This window comes from Bradyrhizobium sp. AT1 (assembly GCF_001590795.1).
Classification (GTDB): Bacteria; Pseudomonadota; Alphaproteobacteria; order Rhizobiales; family Xanthobacteraceae; genus Bradyrhizobium.
Genome location: NZ_JXDL01000001.1, coordinates 2235987 through 2250978, shown reverse-complemented (window position 1 = coordinate 2250978; position 14992 = coordinate 2235987). Strand labels below are relative to the sequence as shown.

General features: G+C 65.5%; 15 protein-coding genes. 3 read left to right on the top strand and 12 right to left on the bottom strand.

The features are described from left to right. Nucleotides 1-62 precede the first annotated feature (62 nt). The 12 genes from SE92_RS10945 to SE92_RS10890 all read right to left on the bottom strand — a co-directional run bounded on the left by SE92_RS10945 (nt 63) and on the right by SE92_RS10890 (nt 12248). Nucleotides 63-1037 (bottom strand): tripartite tricarboxylate transporter substrate-binding protein, encoded by a 975-nt coding sequence (locus tag SE92_RS10945; protein WP_063195706.1) that lies wholly within the window; start codon nt 1035-1037, stop codon nt 63-65. A 24-nt stretch (nt 1038-1061) separates the two neighbouring features. Next, on the bottom strand, nt 1062-1778 hold the full coding sequence (locus SE92_RS10940) for a GntR family transcriptional regulator (RefSeq protein ID WP_063195705.1): 717 nt from the start codon (nt 1776-1778) through the stop codon (nt 1062-1064). A gap of 23 nt (nt 1779-1801) precedes the next feature. After that, complete coding sequence (locus tag SE92_RS10935; RefSeq protein WP_063195704.1) at nt 1802-2542, bottom strand: SDR family oxidoreductase; 741 nt, start codon at nt 2540-2542, stop codon at nt 1802-1804. Nucleotides 2543-2563: 21 nt separating this feature from the next. Continuing rightward, complete coding sequence (locus SE92_RS10930; protein WP_063195703.1) at nt 2564-3334, bottom strand: SDR family oxidoreductase; 771 nt, start codon at nt 3332-3334, stop codon at nt 2564-2566. A 15-nt stretch (nt 3335-3349) separates the two neighbouring features. Continuing rightward, complete coding sequence (locus SE92_RS10925) at nt 3350-3730, bottom strand: carboxymuconolactone decarboxylase family protein (RefSeq protein ID WP_063195702.1); 381 nt, start codon at nt 3728-3730, stop codon at nt 3350-3352. Nucleotides 3731-3760: 30 nt separating this feature from the next. Next, nucleotides 3761-4996, bottom strand: coding sequence for an ABC transporter substrate-binding protein (locus SE92_RS10920; protein ID WP_063195701.1), 1236 nt, complete (start codon nt 4994-4996; stop codon nt 3761-3763). 30 nt (nt 4997-5026) lie between these two features. Continuing rightward, the gene (locus SE92_RS10915; RefSeq protein ID WP_063195700.1) at nt 5027-6262 is read right to left on the bottom strand and encodes an ABC transporter substrate-binding protein; all 1236 of its coding nucleotides are present in this window, start codon (nt 6260-6262) and stop codon (nt 5027-5029) included. A 33-nt stretch (nt 6263-6295) separates the two neighbouring features. After that, complete coding sequence (locus SE92_RS10910) at nt 6296-7003, bottom strand: ABC transporter ATP-binding protein (RefSeq protein ID WP_063195699.1); 708 nt, start codon at nt 7001-7003, stop codon at nt 6296-6298. Continuing rightward, a complete protein-coding gene (locus tag SE92_RS10905) occupies nt 6990-8756 on the bottom strand; it encodes a branched-chain amino acid ABC transporter ATP-binding protein/permease (protein ID WP_198172920.1) in 1767 nt (588 codons plus the stop codon). Before SE92_RS10905 ends, SE92_RS10910 begins: the two co-directional genes overlap by 14 nt. Before the next feature lie 2 nt (nt 8757-8758). Further along, nucleotides 8759-9694, bottom strand: coding sequence for a branched-chain amino acid ABC transporter permease (locus SE92_RS10900; RefSeq protein WP_063195697.1), 936 nt, complete (start codon nt 9692-9694; stop codon nt 8759-8761). Between the two features lie 78 nt (nt 9695-9772). Continuing rightward, a complete protein-coding gene (locus SE92_RS10895; RefSeq protein WP_063195696.1) occupies nt 9773-11167 on the bottom strand; it encodes an MmgE/PrpD family protein in 1395 nt (464 codons plus the stop codon). A 28-nt stretch (nt 11168-11195) separates the two neighbouring features. Beyond that, a complete protein-coding gene (locus tag SE92_RS10890; protein ID WP_283806764.1) occupies nt 11196-12248 on the bottom strand; it encodes an NAD(P)-dependent oxidoreductase in 1053 nt (350 codons plus the stop codon). 92 nt (nt 12249-12340) lie between these two features. Between SE92_RS10890 and SE92_RS10885 the strand changes: the two genes are divergently transcribed. From SE92_RS10885 to SE92_RS10875, 3 genes are read left to right on the top strand one after another with little or no spacing between them, the layout of a single operon-like run. Beyond that, nucleotides 12341-13672 (top strand): MmgE/PrpD family protein, encoded by a 1332-nt coding sequence (locus SE92_RS10885; RefSeq protein WP_245324541.1) that lies wholly within the window; start codon nt 12341-12343, stop codon nt 13670-13672. 42 nt (nt 13673-13714) lie between these two features. After that, on the top strand, nt 13715-14104 hold the full coding sequence (locus tag SE92_RS10880; protein WP_024341820.1) for a carboxymuconolactone decarboxylase family protein: 390 nt from the start codon (nt 13715-13717) through the stop codon (nt 14102-14104). A 22-nt stretch (nt 14105-14126) separates the two neighbouring features. After that, a complete protein-coding gene (locus SE92_RS10875; protein ID WP_063195693.1) occupies nt 14127-14936 on the top strand; it encodes an N-acyl homoserine lactonase family protein in 810 nt (269 codons plus the stop codon). The last annotated feature ends 56 nt before the right edge of the window (nt 14937-14992 follow it).

Here is a 14992-nt window from a genome sequence, read left to right as displayed (position 1 = left end):
CCGCAAGACGCGGCCGAGAGCAGGGCTGACCGGTGGCATGATTGAGTCCCTGACGGCGGCGTCTATTGCGGCTCGATTCCGGCCGCTTTGATGATCCGTGCCCACTTGCCAATCTCCGACCTCAAGAAAGCTTCGAGCGCATCCGGCGTTGCGCGCGCGGGCTCGACCGGCGCCATGCTGAGCTCGGCAAAGCGGCTGATCAGGGCCGGATCCTTCAGTGCTGTCTGCAGCGCGCCAACGAGATGATCGACCACGGGCTTGGGCGTGCTGCGCGGCGCGTAGAGGCCGTACCAGGTCGTGACGTTGAACTCGGGAACGCCGGCCTCCGCCGAGGTCGGCACGTCGGGCAGCGTTGCGACACGTGCCTTGCTGGTGATCGCGTAGCCCTTGATCGTCTTCGACTGGATGTAGGGCGTCGGTCCTGTCGCGGGATCGCAATAGACGTCGATATGGCCGGCGATGACGTCGTTCAGCGCCGGTCCGCCGCCCTTGTAATAGATCTGCGAGAGCTTCGTGTCGGTAGCGCTCATGAACATCAGGCCGCAGAGCTGTGAGGCCGAGCCGAGACCGACATTCCCGAAAGTCATCTTGTCACCGTCACTGCGGATCCGGGCGATCATCTCGCTCAAATCCTTTGCCGGAAAATCCGGCCGCGCCACCAGGATCATCGGGACGTCGGTGACGAGTCCGATCGGGGCGAAGTCTCCGACCGGGTCGAACGGCAGCTTGGCGTAGAGGGCAGGGGCGGTGGCCTGGCCGACATGCATCAGCAGCAGCGTGTAACCGTCCGCGGTCGCCTTGGCGACGCGGTTGGTGCCGAGGGTGCCGCCGGCGCCGACGACATTCTCGATGACGATGGACTGCTTCAGCGTCGCGCTCATGGCGCTGCCGAGGATGCGTGCGATGACGTCGCCGGGGCCGCCGGCGGAGAAGGGCACGATCATCGTGACCGGGCGATTGGGATAGTCATCCGCGATCGCGGCGCCACAGGGGTAGAGCAGGAAAAACAGGATCAGCGATCGTACGAGATACGTCATCGAACACTCCCTGGCGGCATTGTTCTAGTCGTCGGAAGGCGCCGCCTCCTTGGCCGCCGACGATTTTTCGATCATGTCGAGCGCGGCCACGGCGGCCGCATTGATGTGGTCGACGCAGCAGCGCTCGGCGAGGTCCGCATCGCCGCTCTGGATCGCACGCCAGATCGCGGTGACCTCGCGCAGGCTCTTGTTGATCCGCTTCGGCTGCGACATCGACGTGATCCGCAGCAACTGGATGCGATCGTGCAGCGGCTTGAGCATGCGCTCGATGAAGGCATTGCGGCAGCCGCCGATCAGCGCCGCGTAGAAATCGGTCTTGGCTTCGAGGCATCCGACGAGGTCTTGCTTGGCCGCCGCCGCCTTCAGCCGCGTCAGGGCGTCCCCGATCCGGCGCGCGACGTCGGGGTCGTGAAGCCTGGCGCATTCGCGGCCGGCGAATCCTTCGAGCACCGCGCGTGCCGCGTAGAGCTGTCGCGCCTCTTCGAGGCTGATCGTGGACACCACGGGGCCGCGGTGCGGCACCATCCTGACCAGCCCGTCGGCCTCGAGCGCACGTAGCGCTTCCCGGATCGAGGGGCGGCTGACGCCCATCATCTCGCAGAGCTCGCGCTCGACCAGGCGTTGGCCCGGCTTCAGCGTGCCCGACATGATCGCCTCGCGCAGCTTCTGCGCGACCATCGCCCGGACGGTCGGGACATCCTCGATACGGAGCGTCGACTGCAATTCGCGGCGTCTTTCCATGTCCGGGCCTTGGTTGGGAAAAGTTAGTACCGGTTTACAGGCAGAATCATCATTTCGGCAATTTGAACGTGGGCAGGCTGGTCGAGGGCGAACACGATCGAACGGGCGATATCGGCCGGATCGAGCGCCATCCCGAACTGGTCGAAATAGTCCTTTTCCTTCTGCGTATCGCCGCGGTAGCGGGTCAGGATGATGTTGGTCCGGGTCAGGCCGGGCTGCAGTTCGGTGACCCGGATGGCGGTCTCCGCCAGTTCGCCCCGGAGGGTCTCGGTGAACATGTGCACGCCCGCCTTGCTGGTGCTGTAGGCGGCCATGTCAGGCACGATTCGCACCGCGTTGATCGAGCTGATGTTGACGATGTGGCCGGCGTTACGCTGGACCATGCCGGGGAGGATCGCGCGGGTGACGCGCATCAGGCCGATCAGATTGGTCTGGATAATGTTGGACCAGTCGTCCGCCGAGCCGATATCGAAGCGCGTCCGGCCGCCGATATCGTGGCCGGCATTGTTGATGAGGACGTCGACCGGCCCGAAATGACTGGGAACGGCATCGGGCAGGCGATCGACGGCCTTTGCGTCGCTGATGTCGAGCTCGATCGGAAACACCTTGTCGCCCGCCGTCGCCGCCAGCTCCTGAAGCGCCTTGGCGTCGCGATCGACCAGCACCACGCGGCGGCCGCTGTCCAGCAGTGCCTTGGTGATGGCGCGCCCCATCCCGCCGGCGGCGCCCGTCAGCACGACGGTCTGGCCTGATGGTTCAGTCATCGCAACACTCCCATTCCAGTTTCACGCGACAGACCAGCCGCCGTCGATCGGCAGGCTGGCGCCGGTGATGTCGTTTGCGGCGGAGCCACAGAGAAAGACGACCATGGCGGCGACGGCGTCCATTTCGACGAAGCGCTGCGTCGGCTGACGCTCGCCGAGATAGTCGCGGGTCACGTCCTCGACCGGACGGCCGTTATTTGCGGCAATGCCGGCGATCTTGTTCAGGATCGCAGGGGTCGGCAGCGTACCTGGGCAGAGCGTGTTGCAGGTGACGCCGCTGCGCGCCGTCTCGATGGCGACGGCGCGGGTCATGCCCAAGATCGCCGTCTTGGTGGTGACGTAGTCGATGCGGTCCTCGACCGCGCGGCTCGAATAGATCGAGCCCAGATTGATGATCCGCCCAAAGCCACGCTGCTTCATCGCCGGCAGCGCCAGGCGGATCAGGTGAAATGGCGCCGACAGGTTGACGGCCAGCGCTTGCTCCCACCTCTCGGGCGGAAACTGCTCGATGGCGGAGAAATGCCTGACAACGGCGTTGTTGACCAGAATATCGATTGCGCCGCAGCGATCGAGCAGGTCGGCCATCATGGCCTCGATTGCCTCGCGTTGGGATAGATCGGCACCGGCCGCGATAACCTCCACGCTGAAGCGGGCGCGCAGATCATCCGCGGCCTGCCTCGGCGCGACGAGATCGTGAAGGACGACGTTGGCGCCCGCTCCGGCAACGCCTTCCGCGACGGCGAAGCCGAGGCCCGCCGTCGCGCCGGTCACGAGTGCCCATTTGTCCTTCATCGCAGCCACGCTCCGCTACTTCTTGTCGAGCTCGGCGAAGACTTCCTTTGCGTTGCGGAACGCATCGACGCCGGCCGGCACGCCGCAATAGATCGCGACCTGCATGAAGACCTCGCGGATCTCTTCCTTGGTCGCGCCATTGGCGAGCGCGCCGCGGACATGCGTCTTCAGCTCGTGCGGCCGGTTGAGCGCGCAAAGCATCGCCAGGTTGAGGAAGCTGCGAGTCTTGCGCGTCAGGCCCTCGCGGCCCCAGACGTAACCCCAGCAATATTCCGTGGTAAGGTCCTGCATCGGGCGGTTGAACTCGTCCGCTGATGCGATCGCTCTGTCGACGAACTCGTTGCCGAGCACGCTCTTGCGGATTTCGAGGCCGCGGTCGTAGGTCGCCTTGTCCATTGTGGTCTCCGTTTCTTGTCAGGTCGGGTCTCAGCTCTTTGGCCAGAACGGTTTTGCCAGCGCGAGCTCCGGCGGGAACACGGTGACCGGAACGCCCGTCTGCCACTGCACGATGGTCATGCCGGCTCCGACGCGGCGGCCTTTCTCGTCGAACTTGATCTCGCCCAGCGGGTAATATTTGGAGGGACCGCCGTCCATGGTGCGCAGCGCTTCGCCGACGGCGACGCGATCGGCCTTGCCGGCCTTCTCCAGCGCGTCCTTGATCACCCACATGTCGCCATAGGTTGAGATCGCGTTCTGCGTCATCCACGGCTCCTTGTAGCGGGTCTTCAACTCGGCGATCAGCGCCTCGTGCCCCTTGGCGCCCCAACTGGCGACGCAGGTCAACACGCCCTGCAGCAACTCGGGGCTGACGGTCTGCAGCATGTCAGGTTCGGCGATCGCGATGCCGAACGAGATCGTCGGCACCTTGCCCTGGCCGAGGCCGAACTCGTTCATCTTCTCGAGCAGCAGCTTGGCGTCCGAGATCACCGTCGGCAGGAAGAACAGCAGGTCGGGCTTCGCCGAACGGATCTTCTGCACCAGCGAGGTTGCGTCAGCCAGCGGCGGAGTGAAGGTCTCGTCGACGATCAACTGCAGCTGGTTTTCGGCCAGCAGACCCTCGCGCATCGCCTTGGCGGAGGCGATCGAGGCGCCCGTGTTGTCGGTGAGGATCGCGACCGTCTTCGGGCGCTTGCCGGAGGCCGTCTCCGCCAGCTTGATGAGCTGGGGCAACGCCTGCTTGGCCTGCGATCCTGCGGTGGCCGCGGTTTGGAATACGTATTTGAAGCCGCGCTCGGTGATGAGATCGGAGTAGGAGAGGGTGAGCATGGGCAGGTTGGCGCGCTCGGTCACCTCGGTGACTGCGAGCGTGAACGAGGACAGGTAGGCGCCGCTGGCCGCAACCAGATCGGTCTCCTGCGCCACCATGCGCTGGGCCGCGTTCTTGGCCTTCTCTGTGGTGTCGCCGGAATCGAGCACGACGAGCTTCAGCTTGGCGCCGCCGAGGGCCTTGACGCCGCCTTGCGCGTTGATGTGGTCGATCGCCATCTCGGCGCCTTCGCGCATCACCGTCCCCGGACGGGCGTAGAGCCCGGAGATCGGCACCAGCAGGCCGACCTTCACCTCCGCCGGCTGCTGCGCCCAGGCGCGCGATGCGATCAGCGTGCCGGAGGCGCCGGCCAGCAGGGTTCGCCGCGATATCGTGATCTTGCTCTTGGCAGTCATGACAGTCTCCTCCCCAGGATTGCGCGACGCTTAGGATTTTTTCGGCCAGAACGGCTGCGCCTGCGCGAGTTCGGGCGGATAGACGGTGACAGGCACGCCCGATTGCCATTGCACGATGACGACGCCGGCGCCGACGCGGCGGCCCTTCTCGTCGAATTTCAGCTGGCCGCCCGGATAGTATTTCGACGGGCCGGCATCCATGGTGCGGAAGGCCTGGGCGACCGCATTGCGGTCTGCCTTGCCGGCCTTCTCCAGCGCTTCCTTCATCAGCCACATGTCGCCATAGGTCGAGATGACGTTCTGCGTCATCCAAGGCTCCTTGTACTTGGCCTTGAGCTCGGCAATCAGCGCCTCATGGCCCTTCGAGCCCCAATTGGCGACGATGGTCATGATGCCTTGCACCGTCTCCGGGCTCACGCTCTGCAGCATGTCGGGCTCCGCGATGGTGATGCTGAAGGACACGGTCGGGATCTTGCCCTGGCCGAGGCCGAATTCGCTGATCTTCTCCAGACCGAGCTTGGCGTCGGATACCGCGTTCGGCATGAACAGCAGCAAATCGGGCTTGGCCGAGCGGACTTTCTGGATCAGCGGCGTCGCGTCCGACAGCGGCGGCGTCCAGACTTCCTCGACGACGAGCTGAAGGCCTTCCTGCGCGAACAGTTTTTCCTTGAGCGCCTTGGCGGTGGCAACCGACGTCGCGGTGTTGTCCATCAACATCGCCACGGTCTTCGGCTTCTTGCCCGATGCATTCTCGGCGAGCTTCATCAGCGTCGGCAGGCCGAGCTCGGACTGGCGGCTCGCGGTAGCGGCGGTCTGGAAGATGTATTTGAAGCCGCGGTCGGTCAAAAGGTCCGAATAAGACAGTGTGAGCACCGGCAGCTCGGCGCGCTCGGTCACCTCGGTGACCGCGAGCGTGAAGGACGAGAGATAGGAGCCGGTGGCGGCGACCAGATCGGGCTCTTGCGCCACCATGCGCTGCGCCGCATTCTTGGCCTTTTCCGTGGTGTCGCCGCAGTCGATCACGACGAGCTTCAGCTTGGCGCCGCCGAGCGCCTTGATGCCGCCTTGCGCGTTGATGTGCTCGATGCCCATCTCGGCGCCCATCTTCATCACCTGGCCGGGGCGGGTGTAGATGCCCGACAGCGGCACGATCAGGCCGACCTTGATCTCGGCCGGCGTCTGCGCCCGTGCGACGCCGGCGAGGCCCACGGCGGCGGCGCCGGACAGCACCGTGCGGCGCGTCAGGCCTTTCGAAGTCTTGTTCATTTTGTTTCTCCCTGGTCTTTGTTTTTATGTCCGTCACATGCCGAGATAGGCCTTGCGCACGCGGTCGTCGGCGCGCAGCGTGGTGTTGTTGCCCTGGAGCACGACGTGTCCGGCTTCGAGGACATAGCCATGGTCGGCGGATTCCAGCGCCTCAGCGACGCGCTGCTCGACCAGCAGCATGGTCAGCCCGGACTGACGCCGGATGTCGATCAGGCGTTCGAAGATGAAGTCGGCGGTCGAAGGCGCGAGTCCCATCGAGGGCTCGTCCAGCATCAACAGCTTCGGCGAGGAGGCGAGGCCGCGGCCGATTGCGAGCATCTGCTGCTGTCCGCCGGACATCGTGCCCGCGAACTGGTCGCGACGCTCCTTGAGCACCGGCAGCCATTCGAAGATGCGCTCGATATTGGCCTGCCAGTCGCGGCGGCCGCTTTCGGTCATCGCGCCCATTTCCAGGTTTTCCATCACCGTCAGTGACGGGAAGACCTGGCGTCCCTCCGGGACGTGGGCGATGCCGAGATGGGCTCGCTGCGGCGGCGGCACCGCAAGCAAATCGACGCCGTCGAACGTGATCGCGCCGCCGCTCGGCTTGACGATGCCGGAGATCGTCTTGAACAGCGTGGTCTTGCCGGCGCCATTGGGGCCGACGATCGCAACGAACTGGCCGGCGCCGACTTCGATCGAGACGTCGTTCAGGACGGGTTTTGCGGAGTAACCCGCGCTCAATCCTTCAATTCGCAGCATGGCCCGCCCACTTCTTGCCGAGATAGGCCTCGACGACCCGGCTGTCGCGCGTCACCACCTCGGGCAGCCCTTCGGTTATGACGGCGCCGTGGTCGAGCACGAGGAAACGATCGACGAGGCGCACCATCGCCTGCATGGTGTGCTCGATGATGGCGATGGTCATGCCGTCGCGCGCGAGCTGCTGGATCACTGCCACGACCTCGTCGGCCTCGCCGTGGCCGAGGCCCGCGAGCGTCTCGTCGAGCAGCAGGATGCGCGGCTGGCCGGCGATCGCGCGGGCCAGCTCCATCAGCCGCAGCTCCTTGGTCGAGAGCTCGCCGGCGACACGATTGGCCACCGCGGACAGCCCGACCCGGGCAACCGCGTCGGCCGCGAACTGGCGCGCCTGGTCGTCGGTGCGGGCGCGCACATAGGCGCCGACCACGACATTGTCGAGGATCGACATGCGCAGGAACGGCCGCATCACCTGGAAGGTGCGGCCGATTCCGGCCTCGCAGATCACGTGCGGCCGCTGTCCCGACATGTCGCGGCCGCCGATCAGCACTTCGCCCTGGCTCGGCTTCAGGAAGCCGTTGAGCAGATTGAACAGCGTGGTCTTGCCGGCGCCGTTGGGGCCGATGATGCCGAGGATCTCGTTCTTGTGCAGCTTGAAGCTGACATCCTGCACGGCCTTGAGGCCGCCGAAGGAGCGCGAGAGATTGCGGACCTCGAGCACGACTTCGCCGGTCGCGGGCCGCGGCGAAGCCGGCCGCAGCGTGGTGACATTGGCGGCGACCGTTGCCACAGTGTCGCTCGCCGTCGCCTTGGCATTCCGCTTGCGCAGGAGATCGCGCAGCTTCCAGAACAGGCCTTCCGGTGCGAGCAGGATGACGCAGACGATGGCGATGCCGAAGATGACGCCCTGAATGCCGGGGATGCGCGCGCCGGCTTCGGCGTGCAGGATCTCGGCGAGCGGGATCAGGATCACCGAGCCGATCACCGGACCCCATACCGTGCCGACCCCGCCGAACATCGCGACCGTGAGGGCCTGCGCCGACACCAGCATGCCGAACACCGATGCCGGCGTCACGACCAGCAGCACCTGCGCATAGAATCCGCCGATGGCCGCGGCAATCGCCCCGCTGAGCGTGATCGCGCGCAGCTTCCAGGCCAGCGTGTTGATGCCGGCCGCTTCAGCGGCGGCTTCGTTCTGCTTGATCGCGAGCAATGCCATGCCGAAGCGGGATCGCTCGATGATTTGCGTCAGCACGATGGTGGAGAGCATGAGTGCCAGCCCGAGCAGCGTGTAGAGATGGGGATCGGCGAACTGCATGTAGGCGATCGGCGCATCGCGCTTGATCGGCAGCGTCACCTCCTGGAAGCCGAGCCACTCGAACACGTAGAGAATGGCGAGCGGATAGGCGAGCATCGCCAGCGCGAAGTAGTGGCCCTGCAGGCGAAAGGTCGGAAAGCCGATCAGGAGCCCGGCGATGCCGCCGAGCACGGCGGCGATGGGGATCAGCAGCCAGGGCGAGATGTCGAAATAGATCTGCCCGAGCGCGGTCGCATAGGCGCCGATACCGAAGAAGGCGGCATGGCCGAACGAGATCAGGCCGGTGTAGCCGCTGAGCAGATTCCACGACAGCCCGAACACCGCCCACACCGGCACCAGCGTCAGGATCAGCTGATAGTAGGAGTTGGTGACGCCGAGCGACACGACTGCATAAGCGAGCGTGAAGAGCAGGGGAGGCAGAAAGGAGCGCATCCGGAGCATGGTCACGTCCTCTCGACCATGCGCCCGAAGAAGCCTTGCGGACGGAAGAAGATGATGAGGAGGAAGACGGCGAAGATCGCGGCGTTCTGCAACTGGGTCGGCAGGATCAGCGTCGACATCTGCTGCACGAGGCCGATCGTCATGCCGCCCCAGAACGCCCCGATGATGCTGCCCATGCCGCCGAGCACGACGCCGGCATACATGACGATGACGTACTCGAGACCGACAAAGGGGTGGAACGGGTAATTGGTGGCGAGCAGGCCGCCGGCGATGGCGGTGATGCCGCAGCCGAGCGCGAAGGCGGTGCGGTGCGCGCGGTCGACGTCGATGCCCATATAGGTCGCGGCGGTCGGATTGTCCGCGGCGGCGCGGAGCGACTTGCCGATCCGGGTCCGCGTGATCAGCAGCGAGAGCAGGGTCATGATCGCCAGCGAAACGATCATGTCGATGCTGCGGGCCTTGTTCAGGAAGATGCTCATGTCGAAGAAGGGCCCGAGCTCCCAGGCCGAACTCGACAGCGGCGTCCGGATCGAGGCGAGCACCGAGCCGAACACGATCAGGCCGCCATTCTGCAGGATCAGCGCGATGCCGAGCGTGAGGATGAGCTGAGCGTAATGGCCTTCGCCTTCGAGCGATGCCGTGCGCGTCCCCGATACGTGCGAGATCAGCGTACGATGCACGAAATAGCCGAACACCGCGAGCACGGGCCCGGCCAGCAGAATGGCGACGAACGGCCCGACCGTGTTGCCGAACAGCGTCTGCACGCCGGCGGCGGTGAACAGATAGAAGGCCGTGTACATGCCGAGCATCATGAAATCGCCGTGGGCGAAGTTGATGACGCGCATGACGCCGAAGATCAGGCCGAGCCCGACGCACATCAGGCCGTAGACGGCGCCGATCAGCAGGCCCGCGGCGAGCGCTTGAAAGAATCCTTCCATCAGCCTTGTCTCCGCGCAGCTGACGATTTCAGGCTGATCTTTGGATCGACCATGTTTCCCCGCATTCTCCGGCACTTCTTATGATGCCGATCGTAAAGCCCGTTCCGGTGCGTTCAGGCGGCATTGCGCGGCGATGTCGCCGGCGTTGCCGAGCTGCTCGCAGTCGTCGATGAGTTCTTCGAGCCGGTGCGCGCGGTCCTCGCCGAGGACTGTGGTTGCCGAGCTGCGAAAGCGTGCGCGAATATCTGACGGTGTTGCCGCGATGACGTCGGGCAAGGCGTGCCGGATGCTCCGCCCGCCGCGCAGATGCACGGTCACCTCCGCGCCCTGCCTGCCGGGGAAGGCGGCGGTGAAGCCGGCACCGGCTTCGAGCTCGGTGACCGCAACGAGGCGGACGATGTCGGTATCGCCGAGCTCGGAATAGTTCTCTTCCTCGATCTCGCCCCGTGCCAGCGTCGCCGCGACGCTGAAGGGAATGCTCATCTTGGCCTGGAGCGCATTGCGATAGGGCCCCATGGAATCACAGCCGGGATAGCGCACGGCGGCCTCCGACGCGCGAATGACGATTCGGTCGATCTCGTCCGTATTGGCGAGCTCGTGCGAGACGCGAAGCGCGGCCTGCGCCGCGGTCTGCGCGAAATTGCAGGCGGGGACGGGCTTGTTGTAGACGGCCATGATCTCGCACTCGCCATCGGGGAAGAGCGCGATGCTGTCGGGCGCGGCCTGGCGGCGATAGGCGGCGAACAGGCCGGCTTCGCCTTCGATGATGGTTTCCGAGCCGAAGGCGCCGGCCGCGGCAAGGCCGACGGCCTTGATCGCATTGCCGGCGGCAAACCCGGGATGGAAATACATGTCGGAGCCGCCGGCATGCGGCCATTCGTTGAGCCCGCTGGAAGTGTTGGCCGCGATCGCGATGGCGCTGGTGGCTTCATCCTCGGAGAGGTCGAGCGCGAAACTCCCTGCGAGCGCAGCGCCCAGGGGAGCGACGAGGCCCGTCGGCCGGTAGAGGCGCGCGAGGTCGGAGGTCAGCAGCGCGCGGCCGATCCGCGCGCCGGTCTCGTAGCCGATGACGGCTGCCGTCAGTAGCGTGGCGCCGCGCAGCGGCGTCTGTTCGGACAGTGCGAGCAGGGCCGGCCAGATCACCACGCCGTGGTGCGCGATGCTGGCCGCGTGCATGTCTTCGCGCACCAGGCCGTGCCCCATCACGGCATTGGCGAAGGCTGCGTCGGCCGGGGAGGAGAGCTGCGACGTCCCGATGATCGTTGCACCGCCGCCGGCTTGCGCGATCGCGACGGCCTGGCGGCTCCAGGGATGATGGCCCGCCTCGAACGCGCAGGACAGGAAGTCGAGCAGGCAGAGCTTTGCCTTGGCGATGACCTCCGGCCCGAAATAGCCTATATCCAGCGCAAGCACGCTCCGCGCCATCTGGCGCGCCAGCGATACCTTGCCGGATACGGTCGGGCCGATCGTCATTGCGGGGTGCTCTCCCTGGCCTGCGTGATCAGCCGCGCATCTCGACGCCGGCCCACTCTTCGAGCACCTTGGCGATCGAAGTGAAGTCGGATGATGCGCCGTATTTGGCGTTGGTGATCGCGAGCATCTGCCGGACCACCGCGCCGCAGACCATCGGCACGCCCATCGCCTCGGCCTCGTCCACGCACAGACGGACGTCCTTGTAGGAGAGGCCGGTGGTGAAGCCGAAATCGAACGTGCCGGGCAGCACCGCGCGGGGGAATTTGTCTTCGGATGCGCTGTTGCGGCCGCTGCTGGCGTTGATGATGTCGATCAGCACCTTGGCGTTGACCCCGCCCTTGACGCCCATGGCGACGGCTTCCGAGGTGATGACCAGTGCCGCCGCCGCCATCAGATTGTTGGCGAGCTTGGCGGTCTGCGCCACGCCGGGCTTGTCGCCGGTGTAGAACAGCTTGCCGAAATTCTTCAGGATCGGCTGCACAGTCTCGTAGGTCGCCTGCGGGCAGGATACCATCACCGCCAGCGTGCCGTTGACGGCGCCCTTGATGCCGCCGCTCACGGGCGCATCGACCAGCGTCATCCCCTTGGCCTTCAGGCCCTCGGCGACGAACTTCGCAGCGCCGGGACCCGAGGTCGAGAGATCGATGACGATCTTGGCGCGACTGCCGCTGCCGATGCCGTCCTGGCCGAGCGCAACGGCCTTGACGATGTCGGGGGTCGGCAGGCTCGCAAGCACGATGTCGGCGCGCGAGGCGACGTCGGCCGGAGAACTGGCGAGGAGCGCGCCGCGCTTGACCAGCGGCTGGGTGGCCTCGACCTGCGTGTCGTAGACGACGAGCGAATAGCCCGCGTCCATCAATCGTCCCGCCATGGGACCGCCCATGCGGCCCGTGCCGATTACGCCGAGCGTCTCTCCCGCCATCGTCCACTCCCTGTCGCGCGGTCCCGTTCGGGCGCGCCTTCTTGATCTCGTTGGCCAATAATTGTCGCCGGCCGGCCGTCTCGGCCGCCGTCGTCGTGGCAGCGGGTAACCGCGCCAACGGGCCGGATTGTTATGATTGTCAGACAAGCTGTCAAGCATAACATTTGGGGTCGACAGTTTGCCGCGGATCGGCATAAGGTCCGAACAAAACGAGGAAGACGCCCGGCGTGCCGCAAGACCCCATTCCAAGTGTGAGCAGGACGCTCGCTGATTTCGTAGCTGCCTCGTCATGGACGGACGTCGAGGCGCAGAGCCTCGAGGCGCGAAGATCGATCCTCAATTTCTTTGCGACCGCACTCGGCTCCGCGCGCGATCCCGTTGTCACCGCTGCGATGCGCACGCTGGCGCCGTTCAGTGGCGCTGCGACATCGACGGTGATCGGTCATTCCGAGCCGATGGATGCGCTCTGCGCGTCGTTCCTCAACGCCATCTCGGCGAATCTGCTCGACTTCGACGACACCCATCTCGAGACGATCATTCATCCGGCCGCGCCGGTCGCAGCGGCCGTATTCGCGCTCGCAGAGACGCGACAGCTGTCGGGGCGCGAGGTGCTGACGGCATTCATTCTCGGCGTGGATGTGGAATGCCGCATCGGCAATTCAGTCTCGCCGCGCCATTATGCGCGCGGCTGGCACATCACTTCGACCTGCGGGATTTTTGGTGCGGCCGCGGCCTGCGCGAAGCTGCTCGGCCTTCCGGCGGAAAGCATTGCAAACGCGATCGGAGTGGCTGCGAGCCAGTCGGCCGGCAATGTCGAGAACCTGCCGAGTGCCGCCAAGAACGTCAGCGTCGGCAATTCGGCGCGCAACGGACTGTTCGCCGCACTTCTTGCGCAGCAGGGCTATGAAGCCGCGCCTCGTGCCATCGAAGGTCCGCTCGGCTGGGCCCGCACCATGGGCGACGAGCCGGATGTCGCACATCTGCTCGACGGTCTCGGTAAGACCTGGGAGATTGCAAAAAACACCTACAAACCCTATCCCGCCGGTATCGTGTTCCATGCGGTCATCGACGCCTGCCTGCTGCTGCGCGAGCGGATCGCAGGGCGCATCGACCAGATCGAGCAGGTGACCGTGCAAGGCTCGGCACTGCTGCTTGCGCGGGGCGATCGCCCGATCAACAACGAGCGTGATGCGCGCGTCAGCATCCACCATTGCGTCGCGTGCGGATTGCTGCTCGGCGCGGCCGGCGTCGCCGAGTTCGCCCATGAAACCGTGGTCCGCCCCGATATCGCGCAACTGCGGCAGAAGGTGAGGGCGGAGCTCGATACGCGAATGCCCGATGGCGCTGCGCGCGTCACTTTGCGCCTGATGTCCGGCGAGGTGTTCACCGAGACCGTGACGTCGCCACGCGGCAGCCAGGCTGCGCCGCTGTCGAACCGCGACATCGAGGAAAAGCTGCGCGAAGGCGTGCGGACGGGTCGAAGCGACTGGGACGCGGACCGTGTCATCGACGCGGTCTGGCGGCTCGATGCGGTGGATGACGTCGCCACTCTCCTGCGATCGCTGCGACCGCCATCGCGCTAATCAACTCCAACTCAACTCTCTCAAGACCTGAAAGGGACGATCATGAGCAAGACCGAACTGTTCGACAAGGGCCTCAAGGTTCGCAAGGAAGTGCTCGGCGAGGATTACGTCAACAAGTCCATCGCCGGTGCCGACGACTTCACGCGCACCATGGCGGAATGGTCGACCGAGTTCTGCTGGGGCGCCTTGTGGACGCGGCCCGGCGTCGACCGGCGCACGCGTTCGATCGTCAATCTGGCGATGCTCGGCGCGCTGAACCGGCCGCACGAGCTGAAGCTGCACGTCAAGGGCGCCTTGAAGAACGGTCTGACCAAGGAGGAGATCAAGGAGATCCTGCTCCAGGTCGCCGTCTATTGCGGCGTGCCCGCCGGCATCGACGCCTTCCGCAACGCGCGCGAGGCATTCAACGAGGTCGACGCGGCCGGCTCCTGAGCGCGCTGGATTGGAAGAGGCAATGGCCACCCCGGAATACGAGCTCTTCGCAATCCGCTACGCCACGCGGGAAGCGCAGCGAAGCGAGCACTTCATCGGCGGCGACCCGCATGACGGGCCGATGCCGATGGACTATTTCATGTGGCTGGCGCGGGGAGGCGGGCGCACCTTCGTCATCGACACCGGTTTCAACGCGGAAGTCGCCAGGCAGCGCAGGCGGAATTTCCTGCGCTGCCCGGTGGAGACGCTTGCTGCGTTTGATGTCGACGTCGCCGATGTCAAGGACGTCATTCTCACGCATCTGCACTACGACCATGCCGGCAATTTCGACCGGTTTCCCAACGCGCGTTTTCATCTCCAGGAGCGCGAGCTCGCCTATGCCACCGGTCGATATATGCATTATCCGCGGCTGTCGCATTCCTTCGAGGTCGAGGACGTCTGCGGGATCGTGCGGCTGAACTACGCGCGCCGCGTGCTGTTCTACGACGGCGACGCCGAGATTGCGCCCGGGCTGACGGTCCATGCTGCCGGCGGACACTCCGCCGGCCTTCAATTTGTCCGCGTCAGCACGCGCCGCGGCCCGGTCGTGCTCGCCTCCGACGTCAGTCATTTCTACGAGAACATGACCAGCGAGCGTCCGTTCACGACGGCATTTCATGTCGGCGACATGCTGGTGGGGTTCGACAAGCTGCGCGCCGCGGCGCCCAATGCGGACCACATCGTTCCAGGTCACGATCCGCTCGTCATGATACTTTATCCCGCGCCTAGCCCGGATCTGGACGGGATCGCGGTCCGCTTGGATGTGGCGCCGTCCGGGCCTGCTCATTCCTAGGGCGGCGAGGGGACCACGCACCGCCTCCCTGTCGAGCTTCTCTCTCGCTCGACCCG

What these genes read in the sequence shown, in the direction of transcription:
- SE92_RS10930 (WP_063195703.1), bottom strand. Translation starts at nt 3,334, where the DNA reads ATGAAGGACAAATGGGCACTCGTGACCGGCGCGACGGCGGGCCTCGGC.
- SE92_RS10875 (WP_063195693.1), top strand. Translation starts at nt 14,127, where the DNA reads ATGGCCACCCCGGAATACGAGCTCTTCGCAATCCGCTACGCCACGCGG.
- SE92_RS10890 (WP_283806764.1), bottom strand. Translation starts at nt 12,248, where the DNA reads ATGCTTGACAGCTTGTCTGACAATCATAACAATCCGGCCCGTTGGCGC.
- SE92_RS10925 (WP_063195702.1), bottom strand. Translation starts at nt 3,730, where the DNA reads ATGGACAAGGCGACCTACGACCGCGGCCTCGAAATCCGCAAGAGCGTG.
- SE92_RS10940 (WP_063195705.1), bottom strand. Translation starts at nt 1,778, where the DNA reads ATGGAAAGACGCCGCGAATTGCAGTCGACGCTCCGTATCGAGGATGTC.
- SE92_RS10880 (WP_024341820.1), top strand. Translation starts at nt 13,715, where the DNA reads ATGAGCAAGACCGAACTGTTCGACAAGGGCCTCAAGGTTCGCAAGGAA.
- SE92_RS10910 (WP_063195699.1), bottom strand. Translation starts at nt 7,003, where the DNA reads ATGCTGCGAATTGAAGGATTGAGCGCGGGTTACTCCGCAAAACCCGTC.
- SE92_RS10895 (WP_063195696.1), bottom strand. Translation starts at nt 11,167, where the DNA reads ATGACGATCGGCCCGACCGTATCCGGCAAGGTATCGCTGGCGCGCCAG.
- SE92_RS10945 (WP_063195706.1), bottom strand. Translation starts at nt 1,037, where the DNA reads ATGACGTATCTCGTACGATCGCTGATCCTGTTTTTCCTGCTCTACCCC.
- SE92_RS10935 (WP_063195704.1), bottom strand. Translation starts at nt 2,542, where the DNA reads ATGACTGAACCATCAGGCCAGACCGTCGTGCTGACGGGCGCCGCCGGC.
- SE92_RS10920 (WP_063195701.1), bottom strand. Translation starts at nt 4,996, where the DNA reads ATGACTGCCAAGAGCAAGATCACGATATCGCGGCGAACCCTGCTGGCC.
- SE92_RS10905 (WP_198172920.1), bottom strand. Translation starts at nt 8,756, where the DNA reads ATGCTCCGGATGCGCTCCTTTCTGCCTCCCCTGCTCTTCACGCTCGCT.
- SE92_RS10915 (WP_063195700.1), bottom strand. Translation starts at nt 6,262, where the DNA reads ATGAACAAGACTTCGAAAGGCCTGACGCGCCGCACGGTGCTGTCCGGC.
- SE92_RS10900 (WP_063195697.1), bottom strand. Translation starts at nt 9,694, where the DNA reads ATGGAAGGATTCTTTCAAGCGCTCGCCGCGGGCCTGCTGATCGGCGCC.